Annotated in this window: 19 protein-coding genes; 9 read left to right on the plus strand and 10 right to left on the minus strand. The window is 71.3% G+C overall.

Annotation, left to right across the window (positions count from 1 at the left end):
* The first annotated feature begins 165 nt into the window (after positions 1 to 165).
* Both SSPS47_RS31980 and SSPS47_RS36335 read left to right on the plus strand, forming a co-directional pair.
* Positions 166 to 1,152 carry an SLC13 family permease gene (locus tag SSPS47_RS31980; protein WP_343234913.1) on the plus strand — a complete coding sequence of 329 codons (987 nt, stop codon included), beginning with the start codon at positions 166 to 168 and terminating at the stop codon, positions 1,150 to 1,152.
* Between the two features lie 17 nt (positions 1,153 to 1,169).
* Positions 1,170 to 1,463: a hypothetical protein gene (locus SSPS47_RS36335; protein WP_343234914.1), complete on the plus strand. Its 294-nt coding sequence runs from the start codon at positions 1,170 to 1,172 to the stop codon at positions 1,461 to 1,463.
* A 93-nt stretch (positions 1,464 to 1,556) separates the two neighbouring features.
* On the opposite strand, the gene SSPS47_RS31985 is transcribed toward SSPS47_RS36335, so the two are convergent.
* Positions 1,557 to 1,745: a hypothetical protein gene (locus SSPS47_RS31985; RefSeq protein ID WP_164253942.1), complete on the minus strand. Its 189-nt coding sequence runs from the start codon at positions 1,743 to 1,745 to the stop codon at positions 1,557 to 1,559.
* Positions 1,746 to 1,964: 219 nt separating this feature from the next.
* Here SSPS47_RS31985 and SSPS47_RS31990 point away from each other — a divergent pair, with 219 nt between their 5' ends.
* Positions 1,965 to 2,564, plus strand: coding sequence for a helix-turn-helix domain-containing protein (locus SSPS47_RS31990; protein WP_164253943.1), 600 nt, complete (start codon positions 1,965 to 1,967; stop codon positions 2,562 to 2,564).
* A 264-nt stretch (positions 2,565 to 2,828) separates the two neighbouring features.
* Entirely contained in the window at positions 2,829 to 3,272 is a 444-nt protein-coding gene (locus SSPS47_RS31995; RefSeq protein ID WP_164253944.1) for a hypothetical protein, read from the plus strand.
* Positions 3,273 to 3,327: 55 nt separating this feature from the next.
* On the opposite strand, the gene SSPS47_RS32000 is transcribed toward SSPS47_RS31995, so the two are convergent.
* The gene (locus tag SSPS47_RS32000) at positions 3,328 to 3,732 is read right to left on the minus strand and encodes a DUF5997 family protein (RefSeq protein ID WP_147874735.1); all 405 of its coding nucleotides are present in this window, start codon (positions 3,730 to 3,732) and stop codon (positions 3,328 to 3,330) included.
* Between the two features lie 58 nt (positions 3,733 to 3,790).
* Here SSPS47_RS32000 and SSPS47_RS32005 point away from each other — a divergent pair, with 58 nt between their 5' ends.
* Positions 3,791 to 4,594 carry a LysR family substrate-binding domain-containing protein gene (locus SSPS47_RS32005; protein WP_164253945.1) on the plus strand — a complete coding sequence of 268 codons (804 nt, stop codon included), beginning with the start codon at positions 3,791 to 3,793 and terminating at the stop codon, positions 4,592 to 4,594.
* A 41-nt stretch (positions 4,595 to 4,635) separates the two neighbouring features.
* Here SSPS47_RS32005 and SSPS47_RS32010 read toward each other — a convergent pair whose 3' ends face one another.
* The 6 genes from SSPS47_RS32010 to SSPS47_RS32030 form a co-directional block, all read right to left on the minus strand.
* Positions 4,636 to 5,109: an SRPBCC family protein gene (locus SSPS47_RS32010; RefSeq protein WP_164253946.1), complete on the minus strand. Its 474-nt coding sequence runs from the start codon at positions 5,107 to 5,109 to the stop codon at positions 4,636 to 4,638.
* A 31-nt stretch (positions 5,110 to 5,140) separates the two neighbouring features.
* Positions 5,141 to 5,785, minus strand: coding sequence for a PrsW family intramembrane metalloprotease (locus SSPS47_RS32015; protein WP_343234931.1), 645 nt, complete (start codon positions 5,783 to 5,785; stop codon positions 5,141 to 5,143).
* Entirely contained in the window at positions 5,757 to 5,942 is a 186-nt protein-coding gene (locus tag SSPS47_RS35005; RefSeq protein WP_203557981.1) for a hypothetical protein, read from the minus strand. Before SSPS47_RS35005 ends, SSPS47_RS32015 begins: the two co-directional genes overlap by 29 nt.
* 180 nt (positions 5,943 to 6,122) lie before the next feature.
* The gene (locus SSPS47_RS32020; protein ID WP_164253947.1) at positions 6,123 to 6,908 is read right to left on the minus strand and encodes an SAM-dependent methyltransferase; all 786 of its coding nucleotides are present in this window, start codon (positions 6,906 to 6,908) and stop codon (positions 6,123 to 6,125) included.
* A 201-nt stretch (positions 6,909 to 7,109) separates the two neighbouring features.
* Complete coding sequence (locus SSPS47_RS32025) at positions 7,110 to 8,180, minus strand: hypothetical protein (protein ID WP_147874730.1); 1,071 nt, start codon at positions 8,178 to 8,180, stop codon at positions 7,110 to 7,112.
* Between the two features lie 88 nt (positions 8,181 to 8,268).
* Complete coding sequence (locus SSPS47_RS32030; RefSeq protein WP_164253948.1) at positions 8,269 to 9,096, minus strand: aldo/keto reductase; 828 nt, start codon at positions 9,094 to 9,096, stop codon at positions 8,269 to 8,271.
* Between the two features lie 241 nt (positions 9,097 to 9,337).
* Here SSPS47_RS32030 and SSPS47_RS32035 point away from each other — a divergent pair, with 241 nt between their 5' ends.
* Both SSPS47_RS32035 and SSPS47_RS32040 read left to right on the plus strand, forming a co-directional pair.
* Positions 9,338 to 10,594: a glycosyltransferase family 4 protein gene (locus SSPS47_RS32035; RefSeq protein WP_164253949.1), complete on the plus strand. Its 1,257-nt coding sequence runs from the start codon at positions 9,338 to 9,340 to the stop codon at positions 10,592 to 10,594.
* Positions 10,595 to 10,730: 136 nt separating this feature from the next.
* Positions 10,731 to 11,411 carry a hypothetical protein gene (locus tag SSPS47_RS32040; RefSeq protein ID WP_239065149.1) on the plus strand — a complete coding sequence of 227 codons (681 nt, stop codon included), beginning with the start codon at positions 10,731 to 10,733 and terminating at the stop codon, positions 11,409 to 11,411.
* 150 nt (positions 11,412 to 11,561) lie between these two features.
* Here the strand turns inward: SSPS47_RS32040 and pgm are convergent, their stop codons facing one another.
* Together pgm and SSPS47_RS32050 are read right to left on the minus strand one after the other, a co-directional pair.
* Positions 11,562 to 13,208 carry a phosphoglucomutase (alpha-D-glucose-1,6-bisphosphate-dependent) gene (gene pgm / locus SSPS47_RS32045; RefSeq protein WP_164253950.1) on the minus strand — a complete coding sequence of 549 codons (1,647 nt, stop codon included), beginning with the start codon at positions 13,206 to 13,208 and terminating at the stop codon, positions 11,562 to 11,564.
* A 34-nt stretch (positions 13,209 to 13,242) separates the two neighbouring features.
* The gene (locus SSPS47_RS32050) at positions 13,243 to 13,857 is read right to left on the minus strand and encodes a TetR-like C-terminal domain-containing protein (protein ID WP_164253951.1); all 615 of its coding nucleotides are present in this window, start codon (positions 13,855 to 13,857) and stop codon (positions 13,243 to 13,245) included.
* Positions 13,858 to 13,960: 103 nt separating this feature from the next.
* Here SSPS47_RS32050 and SSPS47_RS32055 point away from each other — a divergent pair, with 103 nt between their 5' ends.
* Positions 13,961 to 14,455: an FBP domain-containing protein gene (locus tag SSPS47_RS32055; protein WP_164253952.1), complete on the plus strand. Its 495-nt coding sequence runs from the start codon at positions 13,961 to 13,963 to the stop codon at positions 14,453 to 14,455.
* Positions 14,456 to 14,559: 104 nt separating this feature from the next.
* Positions 14,560 to 15,900 (plus strand): GAF domain-containing SpoIIE family protein phosphatase, encoded by a 1,341-nt coding sequence (locus tag SSPS47_RS32060; protein WP_239065150.1) that lies wholly within the window; start codon positions 14,560 to 14,562, stop codon positions 15,898 to 15,900.
* Positions 15,901 to 15,907: the final 7 nt, after the last annotated feature.

Here is a 15,907-nt window from a genome sequence, read left to right on the forward strand (position 1 = left end):
TCACCCATCCCTGGGCTTCTCCGGGACCCGGTCCGGGATCTGGGCGGAACGTTCGCGCGCCGCCTCACATTCCGGCATCTCCGGTGCCGCGCGCACCTCCCGTGACGCGCCGACGCGCCCTGATGCAACGCGACATGCCCTTCGGCCGACGGCAAGGGAGCCCTCGTGTCAGATCAAGTCATCTCCATCATCGCCCTGGTACTGATCTTCGCCATCGCGACCTTCTCCTCGGTTCACCTCGGAGTCCTCGCCATCGTGGCGGCGTTCGTCGTCGGCTCCACTGTGGTGGACGAGTCCACGGACGACATCTTCTCCGGCTTCCCCGGCGATCTGTTCGTCGTACTGGTCGGCGTGACCCTGCTGTTCGGGATCGCGAAGAGCAACGGCACCGTCGACTGGCTCGTCAACGCGGCGGTGAAGGCGGTACGCGGCCGGATCGCGCTCATTCCCTGGGTCATGTTCCTGGTCACCGCGGTCCTCACGGCGGTCGGCGCGGTCACGCCGGCGGCGGTCGGGATCGTGGCTCCCATCGGGCTCGGCCTCGCCGCGTCGTACGGCATCAGACCCGTGCTCATGGGGCTGTTCATCGCCAACGGGGCCAGCGCCGGAGGCTTCTCGCCGATCGGTGTGTTCGGCAGCATCACCAACAACGTGGTCGAGCGCAACGATCTCCCCGGCGACCCCGCGCTGCTGTTCACCGCGTCGTTCCTCTTCAACGTCGGCCTGTGCGTCATCATCTTCCTGATCTTCGGCGGCCGGAAGTTGCTCGGGCGAATCGCGACGGCCGGTGGTGGCGGCGCCGGTGACGGTGCGGGTGAGGGGCGCGGCGCGGCCGAAGGGACCACCACCTCGCCGGAACCCCCGAGCCTCGACCTCCCGCGCGCGCTGACCCTCCTCGGGCTCCTCAGCCTGGTCGCCGGCGCGCTCTTCTTCGACCTGGACGTGGGCCTGATGGCGCTCACCATCGCGGTCGTCCTGTCCCTGGCCGCCCCGGAGTCGGCCAAGGGCGCCGTGGACCGCTGCGCGTGGTCCACCGTGCTGCTGGTCTGCGGCATCGTCACCTATGTCGGCCAGATGGAACGCATGGGCACCATCGACTATCTCGGCGAACGGGTCGCGGACATCGAGGCCCCGCTCCTCGGCGCCTCCTGATCTGTCTGATCGGCGCCGTGGTGTCGGCCTTCGCCTCGACCACCGGCATGCTCGGTGCCCTGATCCCCCTGGCTGTACCGTTCCTGCTCACCGGCCAGGTGGGAGCCGTGGGGCTCATCACCGCTCTGGCCATATCCGCGTCGGTGGTGGACGCGTCGCCCTTCTCCACCAGCGGCGCGCTGGTCACCGCGAACACCCCCGCCGATCAGCGCGACCTGGTCTTCCGCCGTCTCATGACCTGGGGCCTCGGGATCGCGCTGGCCGGGCCCCTGGTGACCTGGTGCCTGTTCGTCGTCCCCGGCTCGCTCTGAGGCCGGGCGCCTGACAGGCCGGTGGCCGGGCTCCCGCAGACGGCCACCGGCCCCTCGCGGATCACCACGAGGGGCCGGCGACGGCGAGAAGTCCTAGAACTGGTTGCCGAAGACGATGATGGTGTTGAAGCTGTCCTCGATCCACGCGGTGACGATCTCGCTGTTCACGATGTTGGTGCCGTCGTGCTCCCCGCCCCGCTCGCCGGCTGTGGCAGCGCTCGCGCTGCCGAGGAGGGTGAGGGCGGCGAGGGCGGTGGCGGCGACTGTCGTACGGAGACGCATGGGTTTCCCTTTCCACGGGAGTATTTCGGACTCTGCGTCTATACACAGCGGGCGCCTGGCGATAACCGGGTGGCGGGGGAGACCACTCCGTTGCCGGGTGGCGAGCGGCCGAATGCACCAGCGGCGCCCGGGTCGGTGCTGGGTCAGTCGCTCGCATCAGAAGGTGGGGCGGGGTTCACTCACCACGGTCGTGGGGAACGGGCCGACGCGGCACGAGAGTTGATCCTCGTCACCGCGGAGCGGCTGTTCGCCGAACACGGAGTGTTCGCGGTCTCCAACCGCCAGGTCAGCGAAGCGGCCGGGCCGGGCAACAACGCAGCGGTCGGCTACCACGTCGGTACGAAGACGGACCTCGTGCGGGCCATCGTCCGCAAGCACGCGCCGCCGGTCGAACAGCTCAGGCCGCGCATGGTGGCCGACGCCGGCGATTCCTCGGACGTACGGACTGGGTGGTCCGTTCCGGTGCGCCCGATCACCGATCACCTCGCCGAGCTGGGCAGCCCCACGTGGTACGCCCGGTTCGCCGCACAGGTCATGACCGACCCGGCCCTGCGCGAGATCGTGGTCACCTACTGGCTCGACGCGTCCTCACCGCACCGGATCATCCAGGGGCTCGACGGGTGCCTGCCGGATCTGCCCGCCGAAGTACGGGCGGAGCGTGGTGACATGGCCCGTCGGCTGACGGTGCACCTGTGCGCCGAACGGGAACGGGCGCTCGCGCTCGGCGCCGCCACGCCGCGCTCCAGCAGGCCCGACGCCGGAACGGGCCTGATCGACGCGATCGTCGGGCTGTGGCTGGCCCCCGTCACCCGTCCCTGATCACGACCGTCCCGATCGCCACGCACATCCGATCGGCACTCCCGCTTGATCACCACCCTTACCCGAGGGCCTCGGTTGACGACTCTCCGTAAGTACTGCTCCGCGTGCCGTGAAAGCGGGTCGGCGTAGCCGCGTGGTACCGGTCCGTGACCGTTCACCCGAACGGACCAGTCCGGGTGGTCGTGGGGGCAGAGACGGCGGATTGTCGGCCCCATGCCGGAGTGGTCCGGAGAGCGGGTCACACACTCGGCCGAGGAGGCTTTCATGGCTCAGACCGCGTCCCCTTCGGGGGCACATCACACACCGTCCCGAGGCGGGCACGGTAGCCACACATGGGCGACCGGCGGGGCGATGTTCGCGGGGGTGCTGCTGTTCGTGGACGGCGTCATGGCGGTTCTGAACGGTGTCGTCAGCATCGCGCGGGACAACGTGTACACGCTCAACGGCAGCTACACCTACCAGTTCACCCTGACCTCGTGGGGCTGGATCCATCTGGTGGTGGGCGCGCTCCTCGTCCTCACCGGGCTGGGCATCATGAGCGGGGCGCCCTGGGCGCGGGTGATCGGGGTGGGCATGGCTTCCGTGAGCATCGTCGCGAACTTCATGTGGCTGCCCTACCAGCCCGTCTGGGCGGTGATCGCCATCGCGATCGGCGTCTTCGTGATCTGGTCCCTGCTGACCGACCGCAGCAGGACGTTCGCTCGGTAGGCCCCCCGCGCCGAGCCGTCGGGCCCGCCCGGCCGCCTCGCCGTCCCGCCGCCGGTCAGGTGCGCGGGCGGCGGGCCTGGTCGGCGCGCTCGGCGTTCTTCTCCTTGATGCGTGCCGCTTCCTTGCGGACCTCGGCCTGGGTCGCGCGCTCGCGCCGCAGCCACGCGGGAAGCTCCTCCTTGAGCGCGTCGATCTGCTCCGTCGTGAGGGCCTCGGTGACGCCGCCGCGGGCGAGACCGGCGATGGAGACACCCAGCTTGGCCGCGACCACCGGCCGCGGATGCGGGCCTTCGCGCCGCAGCTCCAGCAGCCACTGGGGCGGATCGGCCTGGAGAGCGTTCAACTCGCCGCGCGAGACGACGCCTTCCTGGAAATCGGCGGGGGTGGCCTCGAGGTACACACCCAGTTTCTTCGCCGCCGTGGCGGGCTTCATGGTCTGGGTGGTCTGGTGCGACGTCATAGTGCCAAGAGTATCGAGCCGGTGCGGGGCTCCCGACCACGGCCGGTAGCCTGGCGGCGTGACAGGCTCGGAGGTACCCCTCGCGTCCCCCACGTTCCGCCTCGCGTACGTCCCGGGAGTGATCCCCGGCAAGTGGGTGCGGATCTGGAACGAGCGGCTGCCCGACATCCCGCTGACCCTCACCACGGTGTCAGCGGCCGAGGCGGCCGACACGCTGCGCGCGGACGGCGCGGACGCGGGGTTCGTACGACTGCCCGTCGATCGGACCGATCTCAGCGCGATCCCGCTCTACACCGAGACGACCGTCGTCCTCGTCCCGAAGGACCACCTGGTGGCCGCGGTCGACGAGGTGTCCGTCGCGGATCTCGCCGACGACATCCTGCTGCACCCCCTCGACGACACACTCGACTGGGCGGGACCCCTGCCCGGACGCCCGGCGAACGAGCGCCCCGCGACGACGGCGGACGCCGTCGAGCTGGTCGCGGCGGGTATCGGCCTCCTCGTCGTCCCGCAGTCGCTGGCCCGGCTGCACCACCGCAAGGACCTCACCTACCGCCCGGTCTCCGACGCCCCCGAGTCGCGTGTCGCGCTGTCGTGGCCGCAGGAGCGGACCACCGACCTGGTCGAGGAGTTCATCGGGATCGTCCGGGGGCGCACCGTCAACAGCTCACGGGGCCGCCGCCCGGCCCCGGCGCAGCAGCAGGCGTCGAAGACCAAGCCGAAACCGAAGCACGGGCGTTCCGACGCGGGCGGCGCGCGCCGTAAGCCCGCGGCCGGCGGGTCGACGGGGAAGAACCCTCGCGGTGGCGGTTCGGGCGGGGCGAAGAGCGGCAGGCGCGGCAAACCCGGCCGCCGTTCGTAGCGCACTCCTCCTGCCGTGAGCGGTACCCCGCCGTGGCGGTGTCAGCCGGCCGGCCGCTCGTCCCCTTCGACGAGCCGGGCGAGATTGTCCAGCGCCATGCGCTGACCCGTCTCGTTGTCCGCCGCCGGCACCGTGTCCGGGACCCCCTCGTGCAGCAGGACCACCTCCGTACCGCCGTCCACGTCGCTGAGCGTGGTCGTGATGGTCATGCTGCCGCGCAGCGCGGGATCGGCTGTCTCGAACTCAAGGACCTCCACCACCCGTTCGTCCGGCACGAGCCGCTCGAAGTGCCCGTGGTACGTGTCGGTGTTCGCCGAAGACTTCCCGGTGTCCGTCGGCGCGTCGTAGGTGAGCGAGACACGGAACCGCCCGCCCTCACGGCCGTCGAATTCATGCACCCGACTGCTCATACCGGCGGGCACCCGCCATTTGGCGACCGCGTCCCCGTCCAGCAGCGCACGGTAGACAACCGCACGCGGGGCCCGTACGCGCAGCGAGACCTGAGTGGAGTACATGGAGGCCAACCTGGCGCCCCTGTACGTTTTCTCATGGGCGTCGTACGCGCCCGGACGGGGTGTCCCAGGTCAGGGTGTTGCTCCGGTGTAGTTCGACGAGGAGCCAGCTGAGCGAGACCGCCGCCAGGAGGACGTACGTGGCGCGGCCGGTGACGCCGTCCCACAGCGCGTGCAGGGTGACCGCGAGCACGAACGTGACGACGAGTCGTACGGTGGCCGCCAGTGACCACCGCGCCGCCACGGCAGCCCACAGCGCTCCGCAGATGAGCCCGGTCCACGCCATGTGGGCCGCGGGCGAGGTCAGTCCGCGCAGGAACAGGGTCTCCTCGACGTCCCCGATGTTCCCCTGGGACGCCAGCAGCGCTGTGAAGGCGTACCCCATCGTCTCCAGTGCGGCGAACCCCATACCGGCCGCGACCCCGACGAGCGGCCCGTCCCCCTCGTGCACGGTGCCGCGCCGCCACTGCCACACCAGGATCAGCACCGGAACGATGAGTTTGCACGACTCCTCGATCAGGCCGATGCCGATCAGGGACGTCGTGCCCAGGCCGCGCAGCGTGTCGAACTCCAGCCGTCCGGCCGTCACGGTCCCGACCACGCCGCCGAACAGCGCCGCGATCGCGAGCAGAGACGGCCCGATCCGCCACTCACCCGGACGACCGGCGACGAAGGTCAGGAAGGCGAGGGGGGACGACGACCGCGCCCAACAGGATCATGGACGGTACGTAGTTGCTGTTGCCGGTGTCGATGAGGGTGCTCTGTACGAGGAAGTAGAGCCCGAGCCCGATGGCCAGAACGGGCAGCCATGCCCATTTGCGCATGGTCGTCGGCATTCCCACGGCACCTCGTTCCCGCTCGACGGCAGCGAAGCCACCGCAGCGTAAGCCGCGCCGGGCCGAGCGGGGGCGCAGCGACCCGGCCGCGTCGTGACAGCGCCGAGTACCGTGAGGGGCCGTCGGTCGTACCGGTGCCGAACACCCGTCGGGGCACCGGCACCGGTTACGGGCCGCCGGTTACGGGATGCGGGCCACGCCCGCGTAGATGCCGCTCATCTCGGCGGTGGGGGCGTCCGTGTCCTTGAACCACGCGGGCGCCGTCACGAGTCCGGGGTCGACCAGTTCGAGACCGTCGAAGAACCGGCTGACTCCGGCGTGGGTGCGGAATCCCAGCCTGATGCCGCCCTTCGCGTACTCGGCGACGACCTTGTCCGACAGCTCCGGCACGAGGTCGGACGCGGCGTGCGACAGCACCAGATAGCTGCCCGACGGCAGCACGTCCACCAGGCTGGAGACGATCTCGTACGGGGCCTGGTCGTCCGGGACGAAGTGCATGAGCGCGATGAGGGACAGCGCTATCGGCCGGTCGAAGTCCAGGGTGGCGCGGGCGTGTCGCAGTATCTCCTGCGGCTTGCGCACATCGGCCTGGATGTAGTCGGTCGAGCCCGTGGGCGTGCTGACGAGCAGGGCCTCGGCGTGACGCAGGACGATGGGGTCGTTGTCGGCGTAGACGACGCGAGCCGTCGGCATGGACGCCTGGACGATCTGGTGCAGATTGGGCTCGGTCGGGATGCCGGTGCCTATGTCGAGGAACTGTGTGACACCGGTGCCGGACAGCCAGGCTGCGGCGCGGTGCATGAACGCCCGGTTCTGGCGGGCGCCGTCCTTGGACTCGGGCGGCAGTTTCTCGCCCACCAGCCGGTCGACCTCGTAGTGGTCCTTGCCGCCGAGCAACCAGTCGTAGACCCGCGCCGGGTGCGGCTTGCTGGTGTCCACCTGAGGTTTGGGCGTCCCTGCCGTCATACGAAGCTCCGATGCGTGCGTGGCGAGCGACGGGAGGCGGCACGGCGTGTCCGGACGTCGTGTCCGGGATCCCCGGCGTCACCGGCCGTCCGGAGAAGTCTGCCACAGCGGCGGTGAGTTGATCACTCCACGGGGCGGTGCACGGGGCATCGGCCGGGCCGTCGCCGGCGCTCCACGAGCGACGACCTGACCCGGCGTCACTCACGCCATCGACAGGCCCAGCCCGTAGTACGTCACGCGGTACTCGCCCACGTCCCCGGCCTCGGTGCCGATCAGCAGATCCTCGGGAGTCCGCACGCCCATCGCGCGGGCGGTCGCCACGATCGTCTCGGCCAGCGCCTGGCCGGAGGGTTCGCCGGGACCGCCCGCGTCGATGCGCAGACGCGGGTGCCTGGCGTCGGGCCAGGGCCTGCCGGTCGTCGGGTGCTCGGCCGCCGTGCCCCAGCCCAGCGACGCCGGGTCGACCACCTCGTCCGCGAAGGCGGCGATCATCAGCCGGTCCCCGCAGTCGATGTCGAACAGGATCGGTGCGCCCTTCCCCTCGATACGGCCGTAGATCGGCATCCACATCGGGGTCCGGAGCGCGGTCGTCTCCGCCGGCAGCGTGGTCAGGAAGGCGGCGAGCGCCCTGGTCACCGTCTCCCAGCTGTGGGCCCGCCAGCCGCCGGGGAAGGTCAGGCCTCCGTTGGAGGGGTCGGTCCGGAAGCCGAAGAAGCCGGTTATCCCGTGCTCCTCGCCGTTCCCCTGGCGTACGAACCAGCTCTCCGCCGGATCGGTCGGCTGGAGGACCAGCTCGGGCCCCGTCCGACCCGCGCGCAGTTCGAGCGTGTCCGACTCGCCGCGCCAGCGCAGATACGGGGAGCCCCAGCTCTCCACGGCACGGAGGAACGGCGCGAGCCTGCCGTACACACCCATGATCGACGGCTGGCCGAGCGCCCCGGTCAGCTCGTCCTTGGCCAGCCGGAAAGCCTCCGCCTGTGAGGCGGCGTCCGGCGCGGTGTGCCGTACGGGGACGGCCAGTTCGACGTACGCCTCCCCGCTCACATGGCGCTCCTCGTACTTCCCGACCGGGCGCAGCCGCGCGTCACCGGTGGAGCGGCCGGTGGCCACGGTGGGACCGTCGCTCCAGCCCCAGCCGAGCCGGACGACCAGGGCCCGGGTGGCGTCCCGCGTCCAGCCGCCGGTCTCCGACGCTCGGAGGCGGACCGCCAGGGCCGCGAGGGTCTCGTCCGTGGCGCTCTGTGGTGGTGCGCTGCCCCGTTGTTCGGTCATGCGCAAATCTTGCCGTACGCGCGGACCGATCTCCGCCAATGGTTGCGGAGTTGGAACATCGGTCACGGACCGGGCAGGGGGCCGGGCGTCAGCCGTTCATGCGGTCGGGGTCGGGACCGGTGCGCTCGTCGCGGTTCAGGGCGGAGATCTCGGCGATGTCGGCCTCGCCCAGCTCGAAGTCGAACAGGGCGAAGTTCTCCTCGACGCGCTCGCGGGTCACCGACTTCGGGAAGACGATGTCGCCGCGCTGGATGTGCCAGCGGAGCGTGACCTGCGCGGGTGTCCGCCCGGCCTCGTTCGCGATGCGGGTGATGACCGCGTCGTCCAGCACCCTGCCCTTGGCGATGGGGGACCAGGACTCGGTGGCGATGCCCTGCTCGGAGTTGAACGCCCTGACCTCGTCCTGGGTCAGATACGGGTGCACCTCGACCTGGTTGACGGCGGGAACGACCACGGAGCCGGCCAGGAGGCGGCGGAGGTGGTTCGGCTGGAAGTTGGAGACACCGATGGCGCGCGCCCGACCGGAGCGGTAGATCTCCTCCAGCGCCTTCCAGGTCTCCACGAAGTCCCCGACGCCGGGCAGCGGCCAGTGGATCAGGAAGAGATCGAGGTGTTCCAGCCCGAGGTCGTCGAGGCTCTGGTCGAACGCGGCGTGCGCGGCGTCCGGCGCGTGGAAGGAGTTGTCCAGCTTGCTGGTGACGAAGATGTCGTCCCGGTCGAGACCGGAGTCGCGGACCGCCTGACCGACCCCCTTCTCGTTGCCGTACATCTGCGCGGTGTCGATGTGCCGGTAGCCGATCTCCAGCGCCGTCAGAGTCGCCTCCCGGGTCTCGGCCGGCGGGATCTGGAAGGTGCCGAAGCCGAGCTGCGGGATGTCCACGCCGTTGTTCAGCCTGATGTCGGGTACCGCGGTCATGGTCGCTCCTTTGTGTGCCGCCTCGGCGGCAGTGAGGGTTCGGTCCACAGGGCCGCCTTCCCGATCGTATTGCCGGTAAAACAGCGTAATGCGGCAAATGCTCCACCGGTGAGGCGTGCGGTCGGTGTGTCCGACCGGCGTCCGACGGCGCGTCAGCCGCCCGCATCACGGCAGGGCGCCTTTCTCCTTACCAAGGGGTTACGCGAGCAACCTTCGTCGAGCGCAACCCGTCATGCACGGCATGAAGATCTCATTCCTAATACACAACGCGTATGGGATAGGAGGGACGATCACCACCACGTTCAACTTGGCCCGCGCGCTGGCCGATCGGCACGACGTGGAGATCATCTCGGCTCTCCGGCACCGGGAGCGGCCGAACCTCACACCCGACCCGCGCGTGCGGCTGCGCCCCCTGGTGGATCTGCGGCACGAGAAGAACGACCCGCGGCATCTGACACCGGCGAAGATCTTCCCCTCGTCCGAGTACCGCTACCGGCAGTACAGCGCGCTCACCGACGAGCGCATCGGCGAGGCGCTGGCGTCGCTCGACGCCGACGTCGTCGTGGGCGCCCGCCCCGGTCTCAACGTGCACCTGGCCCTCCAGGCCCCCGAGCGGACGGTGCGCGTCGGACAGGAACACCTCACGCTCGACAACCACCCGCCGCGCCTGCGCAACGCGCTGCGCCGGGTCTACCCGCGGCTGGACGCGATCACCCCCGTCACGGAGGCCGACGCCGCCTCCTACCGGCGCAAGATGCGGCTGCCGGGCGTACGCGTGCAGGCGCTGCCCAACAGCGTCCCGGCCCCGACCCTCCCGCCGGCCGACGGCCGCGAGCGCGTCGTGACGGCCGCCGGACGGCTGGTGCCGGTGAAGCGGTTCGACCTGCTGATCGAGGCCTTCGCCGCGGTCGCCGCCGAGCGCCCCGACTGGCAACTGCGCATCTACGGCAAGGGCGAGGAGCAGGAGCGGCTGCGCGGGCTCATCGACACGCTCGGTCTGCACAACAACGTCTTCCTGATGGGCGCCGTGACACCGATGGAAGCCGAGTGGGTCAAGGGCTCGATCGGGGCGGCGACGTCCAACTTCGAGCCGTTCGGCATGACCATCGTCGAGGCGATGCGCTGCGGGCTGCCCGTCGTGAGCACCGACTGCGAGTACGGCCCCGGCGAGATCATCACCCCCGGTGAGGACGGCCGGCTGGTCCCCGTCGGAGACCGCGACGCGCTGGCCGGCGCCCTGCTGGACCTCGTACGCGACGACGAACTGCGCCGCCGGATGGGGCGCGCCGCGCTGGAGAACTCCCGCCGCTACGCCCCCGCCCCCGTCGTCGCCCAGGCCGAGCGGCTCTTCGAGGAGTTGCTCGCCGCCCGGAACGAAGGCCGGCCACCGGCACGCGGGACGGACCACGCCCTGGTGAGCGGCGGATACGCGGCCAAGGACACCGCGCTCGTCGCGGCCAGCAACGTCGTGCGGACCGTATGGAAGGCACGGCGATGAGCGGCGGGGACGGCGGTACGAACGGACCGGTGGCCAGGCCCCGCGCGGACGTGACCGTGGACGGCGGGGGGCGGTTGGTCGTGGACGTGACGCTGCCGCTGCCCGCCACCGCGCGGCCCCGGCTGCTGCTCCAACCGTGCCCGCCGAAGGGGCAGTCGAAGGAGGGGGCGACCGGTGGGCGGAGGAGACCGGTCGCGTCGCCGCGCTGGAGCCCGCGGGCGGGGACAGGTGGCGGGCCGTGCTGGAGGCGGCGCCCGCTCTTGAGGAGGGCCGCTGGGACGCGTACGTCCTGGGCGCGCCGGGGGAGGAGCGCGTACCGCTGCTGCCCGGTCTGCGCGCCCTGGTGTCCGGCGCCGGCGACGGCCGGGGGGCGCCGCCGGCGGTCCGGATCCCGTACGCCACCAAGGACGGCCGTCTCGCCGTACGGGCCTGGCTGCGGGTCACGCACGCCGAGGCCGGCCGCATCGACTTCTCGGGCGGCTCGATGACCGTGACGGCGCGGCTGTTCGGCGCCCTGCTGGGGGACGGCGCCGTGGCGTCGCTGCACCGGCGGGGCCGGGACACCGCCGTACGGGAGATCGCGCTCCGGCACGAGGGGGACCGGGACTTCGCGTTCACCGTCGACCACCGGGACCCGCCGGCGGGCGCCGGACGGGCCGGGTCCGGCGCGGCGCCGGAGGTCTGGGACGTGTACGTCCGCCCGGCCGCCGACGCGCAGCGGATCCGGGTGGCCCGGCTGCTGGACGACGTCGCGGACCGCAAGGCGGTCTTCGTCTACCCGGCCACCGCGCTCGGCCGGGCCTCGGCGCGTCCGTAACTACACGGTCGACAACGATCTCGCGGTGGAGGTGGCCCCGCCGACCGCCGGCTGAACGCCGTTGTGCGACAAGGGTGTTGACGCGCCGTCGGAACAAGTGCCCTGTGGTGTCGTCGGAGAGGCGCGCGCCGTCCGCCCGGCGGCGGCGCGTCAGCCCGCGGCGCGCAGCGCCCCGGACACCAGGGTCTTGGCCTCCTCCTGCACCTCACCGAGGTGCTCCGGGCCGCGGAAGCTCTCCGCGTACACCTTGTACACGTCCTCCGTGCCCGACGGACGCGCCGCGAACCAGGCGCTGTCCGTGCACACCTTCAGGCCGCCGATCGCCGCGCCGTTGCCGGGCGCCTCGGTGAGGACGGCGGTGATGGGCTCGCCCGCGAGCGTGTCGGCGGTGACCTGGTCGGCCGACAGCTTCGCGAGGACCGCCTTCTCCTGCCGGGTCGCGGGTGCGTCCACGCGGGCGTAGGCCGGGTCGCCGAAGCGGTCGGTGAGCGCCGCGTAGTGCTGCGACGGGGTGGAGCCCGTGACGGCGGTGATCTCGGAGGCCAGCAGGGCCAGCAGGATGCCGTCCTTGTCGGTCGTCCACACGCTCCCGTCACGGCGCAGGAAGGACGCGCCGGCGCTTTCCTCGCCGCCGAAGCCCAGACTCCCGTCGTACAGGCCGTCGACGAACCACTTGAATCCCACGGGCACTTCGACGAGCGTCCGGCCGAGGTCGGCGGCGACCCGGTCGATCATCGAGGAGGAGACCAGGGTCTTGCCGATCCCGGTACCGGCCGGCCACCCGTCGCGGTGCGCGTAGAGGTACTGGATGGCGACGGCCAGATAGTGGTTGGGGTTCATCAGACCGCCGTCCGGCGTGACGATGCCGTGCCGGTCGGCGTCGGCGTCGTTGCCGGTGGCGATGGTGTACTCGTCGCGCCGCGCGATCAGCGAGGCCATGGCGTGCGGCGACGAGCAGTCCATCCGGATCCTGCCGTCCCAGTCCAGCGTCATGAACCGCCAGGTCGGGTCGGCGAGCGGGTTCACCACCGTGAGGTCGAGCCGGTGACGTTCGGCGATACGCCCCCAGTACCCGACGGACGCGCCCCCGAGCGGGTCGGCGCCGATCCGGATCCCGGCCGCGCGCACCGCGTCCAGGTCGAGGACCGACGGCAGGTCGTCGACGTACCGGCCCAGGAAGTCGTGCCGGCCCGTGGTGTCGGCGGCCAGCGCTCGCGCGTACGGGATCCGGCGGACCTCCTTGAGCCCCGCTTCGATCAGGGCGTTGGCGCGGTCCTGGATCCAGGAGGTGGCGTCAGAGCCCGCCGGGCCGCCGTTGGGCGGGTTGTACTTGAAGCCGCCGTCCGCCGGCGGGTTGTGCGACGGCGTGACGACGATCCCGTCGGCGAGGCCCGCGGTACGGCCCCGGTTGTACGTCAGGATCGCGAGCGACACGGCGGGGGTGGGCGTGTAACCGTCCTCGGAGTCGATCAGTACGGTGGCGCCGTTGGCGGCCAGCACCTCCAGCGCCGTGACACGGGCCGGCTCGGACAGCGCGTGCGTGTCGGCGCCGAGGAACAGCGGCCCGTCGGTGCCCCGCCGGGTCCGGTAGTCGCAGATGGCCTGGGTGGTGGCGGCGATGTGGTCCTCGTTGAACGCCGCCACCAGCGCGGAGCCGCGGTGGCCCGACGTACCGAAAGTGACCCGCTGCGCGGGCTCGGCCGGATCCGGGTGCAGCGCGTAATAGGCCGTCACCAGCCGTGCCACGTCCACCAGATCCCCGGGCTGCGCCGGCTGCCCGGCCCTGTCGTGCACCATCGGCGAACTCCAAATCGTGTCGGTCGACCGGGCCCTACGTAACCCTATGAGGTGAGGCCGCGCCAGTGGGCGCCGAGGTCTCCGCTCGCGGCCAGTGCTCCAGCAGGACATGGAGCGCTTCGACGGTCCGTTCCCAGGACGCCTGGACGTCACGGTCGGCCGCGAACCCGCCGTTGGCCTCCAGCGAGCTGAAGCCGTGGAAGGTGCTGCGCAGCAGCCGTACGGCATCGGTCAGGTCCGGCTCCGCCAGGCCGTACGCCCGGAGCATCCCGTACGTCAGCTCGATGGTGCGCAGATACGCCGGGGGAGGGGGCGTCGGCACCGGGTCGATCCGCAGCTGGGTGGCCGTGTACAGGCCGGGGCGTTCCAGCGCGAACGCCCGGTAGGCGTCGGCGAACGCGACGAGCGAGTCCCTGCCGGCCCGGCCCGCCACCGCGGTGCCGACGCGCTCGGCGAACTCTTCCACGGCCACCAGCGCGATCCTCATCCGCAGGTCCGCCGCGTTCTTGAGGTGGGCGTAGAGGCTCGCGTCCTTCACGCCGAAGCGGCGGGCGAGCGCGGCCACCGTGAGGTTCTCGAAGCCCACCTCGTCCGCCAGCTCGGCCCCCGCCTCGGTCAGCCGCTCGATCGTCAGTCCCGCACGCGCCACGGGCCCCACCTCCTGTGCCCGCCCTCGTTCGACATGGCCCCCAGCATACCTAAGAGAAATAATCGTTTGCCTAATATGATTAGGCACTGTTGGCTTCGGAACCATGAAAGCCGTGACCGAGCAGGACATCCGTACGTCGTTCGTCAATTGCTCCAAGGGGGAGGCGGCGCGGCTTCCGCTCCCGCGCGACCTCGACCAGCGGCCCTGGGGCGACCTCGACTTCCTGGGCTGGCTCGACCTCTCGGCGCCCGACCGCGGCTATCTCGTCGCCGAAAGAGAAGGCGCGCTCATCGGTGTGACGCTGCGCTATCCCGCGCGACGCCGCGGTTATCTGCATCGCAGCATGTGCTCCCTCTGTCTGACCACCCACCCCGGCGGCGGCGTGTCGCTGATGACCGCGCGCAAGCGCGGCAAGGCGGGCCGAGAGGGGAATTCGGTCGGGCTCTACATGTGCACCGATCTCGCGTGCTCCCTCTATCTGCGCGGAAAGAAAACCGCCGCGCCCGGCGGACGTATGGAGGAGAGCCTGACCGTGGAGCAGCAGATCGAGCGCACCCGGGCGAACCTGCACGCCTTTCTCGACCAGCTCGGTTCCTGAAGGGGGCGGTCCGCGCCGGAGGGATACGCTCGAACGCGTCCGGACGTCGAAAGCGCACCTCTCAGGGTGGACCGCGGCGTCGTACGCAGAGGAAGAAGCACCACGTGACCACATCGACGCCCCGGGACGAGCCCTTCGACGTGGACCGCGCCCTTCAGGACGCCCTGGACCGCCTCACGATCGTGGCCAACGCGTCCGAGGCGCTGTCCAGCACGCTCGACCTCGAACAGGGGCTGCGCCGGCTGTGCAGGGTGCTGGTCCCCTCCCTCGCCGACTGGTGCGCGATCGACCTGGTCGAGAGCGAGGGGCGGCTGCGCCGCGCCGTGGTGGAGCACCGCGAGCCCGACGTGCTGCCCTCCGGGTTCCTGGAGGCGCTGCTGCCGCCGGCCGAAGAATCCTCCCCGGCCCCGCTGGCGCGGGCCCTGCGGGGCGCCGGGCCCCTGCGTTTCGCGGACTTCCCCGCCCCGGACGAGGGCGCCGACGCGCTGCACCGCGTCGAGCTGCGGACCTTCGAGCAGTTGGGCGCGCACCGCGCCGTACTGGTCCCGCTGCGCACCCGCCACCAGGTGCTCGGCGTACTGACCCTGGTGCGCACCGAAGCGGACGGGCTCGACGGTGACGACCGGCTGCCGCTGATCGAGGACCTGGCCCACCGCATCGCCATGGCCGTGGACAGCGCGCGCCTGCACGGTCAGGTCGCCCACACGGCCGAACGGCTCCAGCGTTCTCTGCTGCCCGACCTGCCCCACGGCGGCCCGCTGGAGATCGCGGCACGGTACAGCCCCGCGCGGGCGAGCGCGGAGGTCGGCGGCGACTGGTACGACGCGTTCCTGCTCCCCGACGGCGCCCTCAGCCTGATCATCGGCGACGTCACCGGCCACGACCTCAGAGCCGCGGTCGCCATGAGCCAGATGCGCAACATGCTGCGGGGCATCGCCTGCGACCGCAAGGAACCGCCGGGCAAGATCCTCGCCAGGCTGGACGCCGCGAACGAGATCCTCTACCCGGGACAGACGCTCACCTGTCTGTACGGCCTGCTCGCCAAGCCCGAACGGGACAGCCCCTGGGTCTTCGAGTACGCCGTGGCCGGCCACCCCGCCCCGCTGCTGATCACCCGCGACGGCGACACCCGCTTCCTGGAGGGCGGCCGGAGCATACTGCTCGGCGTGCTGCCCGAGACGATCCGCCCCGACGCCACCGAGCCCCTGCCGCCGGGCTCGACGGTCCTGCTCTACACCGACGGTCTGATCGAGCGCCGCAGCGAGACGTTCGACGACGGCATGACACGGCTGCGCCGACACGCCGCCGCACTGGCCCGCGCCCCGCTGGAGTCCTTCTGCGACGAACTCGTCGTGGCTCTCGGTGACGCCGGTACGGACGACATCGCGATGATCGCGGTACGCATCCCGCCCGGCATCGAGCCGTACACCGCCACCGCCGAATGAGCGAAGG

The sequence above is a fragment of the Streptomyces sp. S4.7 genome (assembly GCF_010384365.1).
Lineage (GTDB): Bacteria > Actinomycetota > Actinomycetes > Streptomycetales > Streptomycetaceae > Streptomyces.

Excerpts from the sequence above, each read along its gene's own strand:
- pgm (WP_164253950.1), bottom strand. The coding sequence starts at position 13,208 with ATGGTGCACGACAGGGCCGGGCAGCCGGCGCAGCCCGGGGATCTGGTG.
- SSPS47_RS35005 (WP_203557981.1), bottom strand. The coding sequence starts at position 5,942 with ATGCCGACGACCATGCGCAAATGGGCATGGCTGCCCGTTCTGGCCATC.
- SSPS47_RS31985 (WP_164253942.1), bottom strand. The coding sequence starts at position 1,745 with ATGCGTCTCCGTACGACAGTCGCCGCCACCGCCCTCGCCGCCCTCACC.
- SSPS47_RS32025 (WP_147874730.1), bottom strand. The coding sequence starts at position 8,180 with ATGACCGAACAACGGGGCAGCGCACCACCACAGAGCGCCACGGACGAG.
- SSPS47_RS32035 (WP_164253949.1), top strand. The coding sequence starts at position 9,338 with ATGAAGATCTCATTCCTAATACACAACGCGTATGGGATAGGAGGGACG.
- SSPS47_RS31995 (WP_164253944.1), top strand. The coding sequence starts at position 2,829 with ATGGCTCAGACCGCGTCCCCTTCGGGGGCACATCACACACCGTCCCGA.
- SSPS47_RS32010 (WP_164253946.1), bottom strand. The coding sequence starts at position 5,109 with ATGTACTCCACTCAGGTCTCGCTGCGCGTACGGGCCCCGCGTGCGGTT.
- SSPS47_RS32055 (WP_164253952.1), top strand. The coding sequence starts at position 13,961 with ATGAAAGCCGTGACCGAGCAGGACATCCGTACGTCGTTCGTCAATTGC.
- SSPS47_RS32020 (WP_164253947.1), bottom strand. The coding sequence starts at position 6,908 with ATGACGGCAGGGACGCCCAAACCTCAGGTGGACACCAGCAAGCCGCAC.
- SSPS47_RS32030 (WP_164253948.1), bottom strand. The coding sequence starts at position 9,096 with ATGACCGCGGTACCCGACATCAGGCTGAACAACGGCGTGGACATCCCG.
- SSPS47_RS32000 (WP_147874735.1), bottom strand. The coding sequence starts at position 3,732 with ATGACGTCGCACCAGACCACCCAGACCATGAAGCCCGCCACGGCGGCG.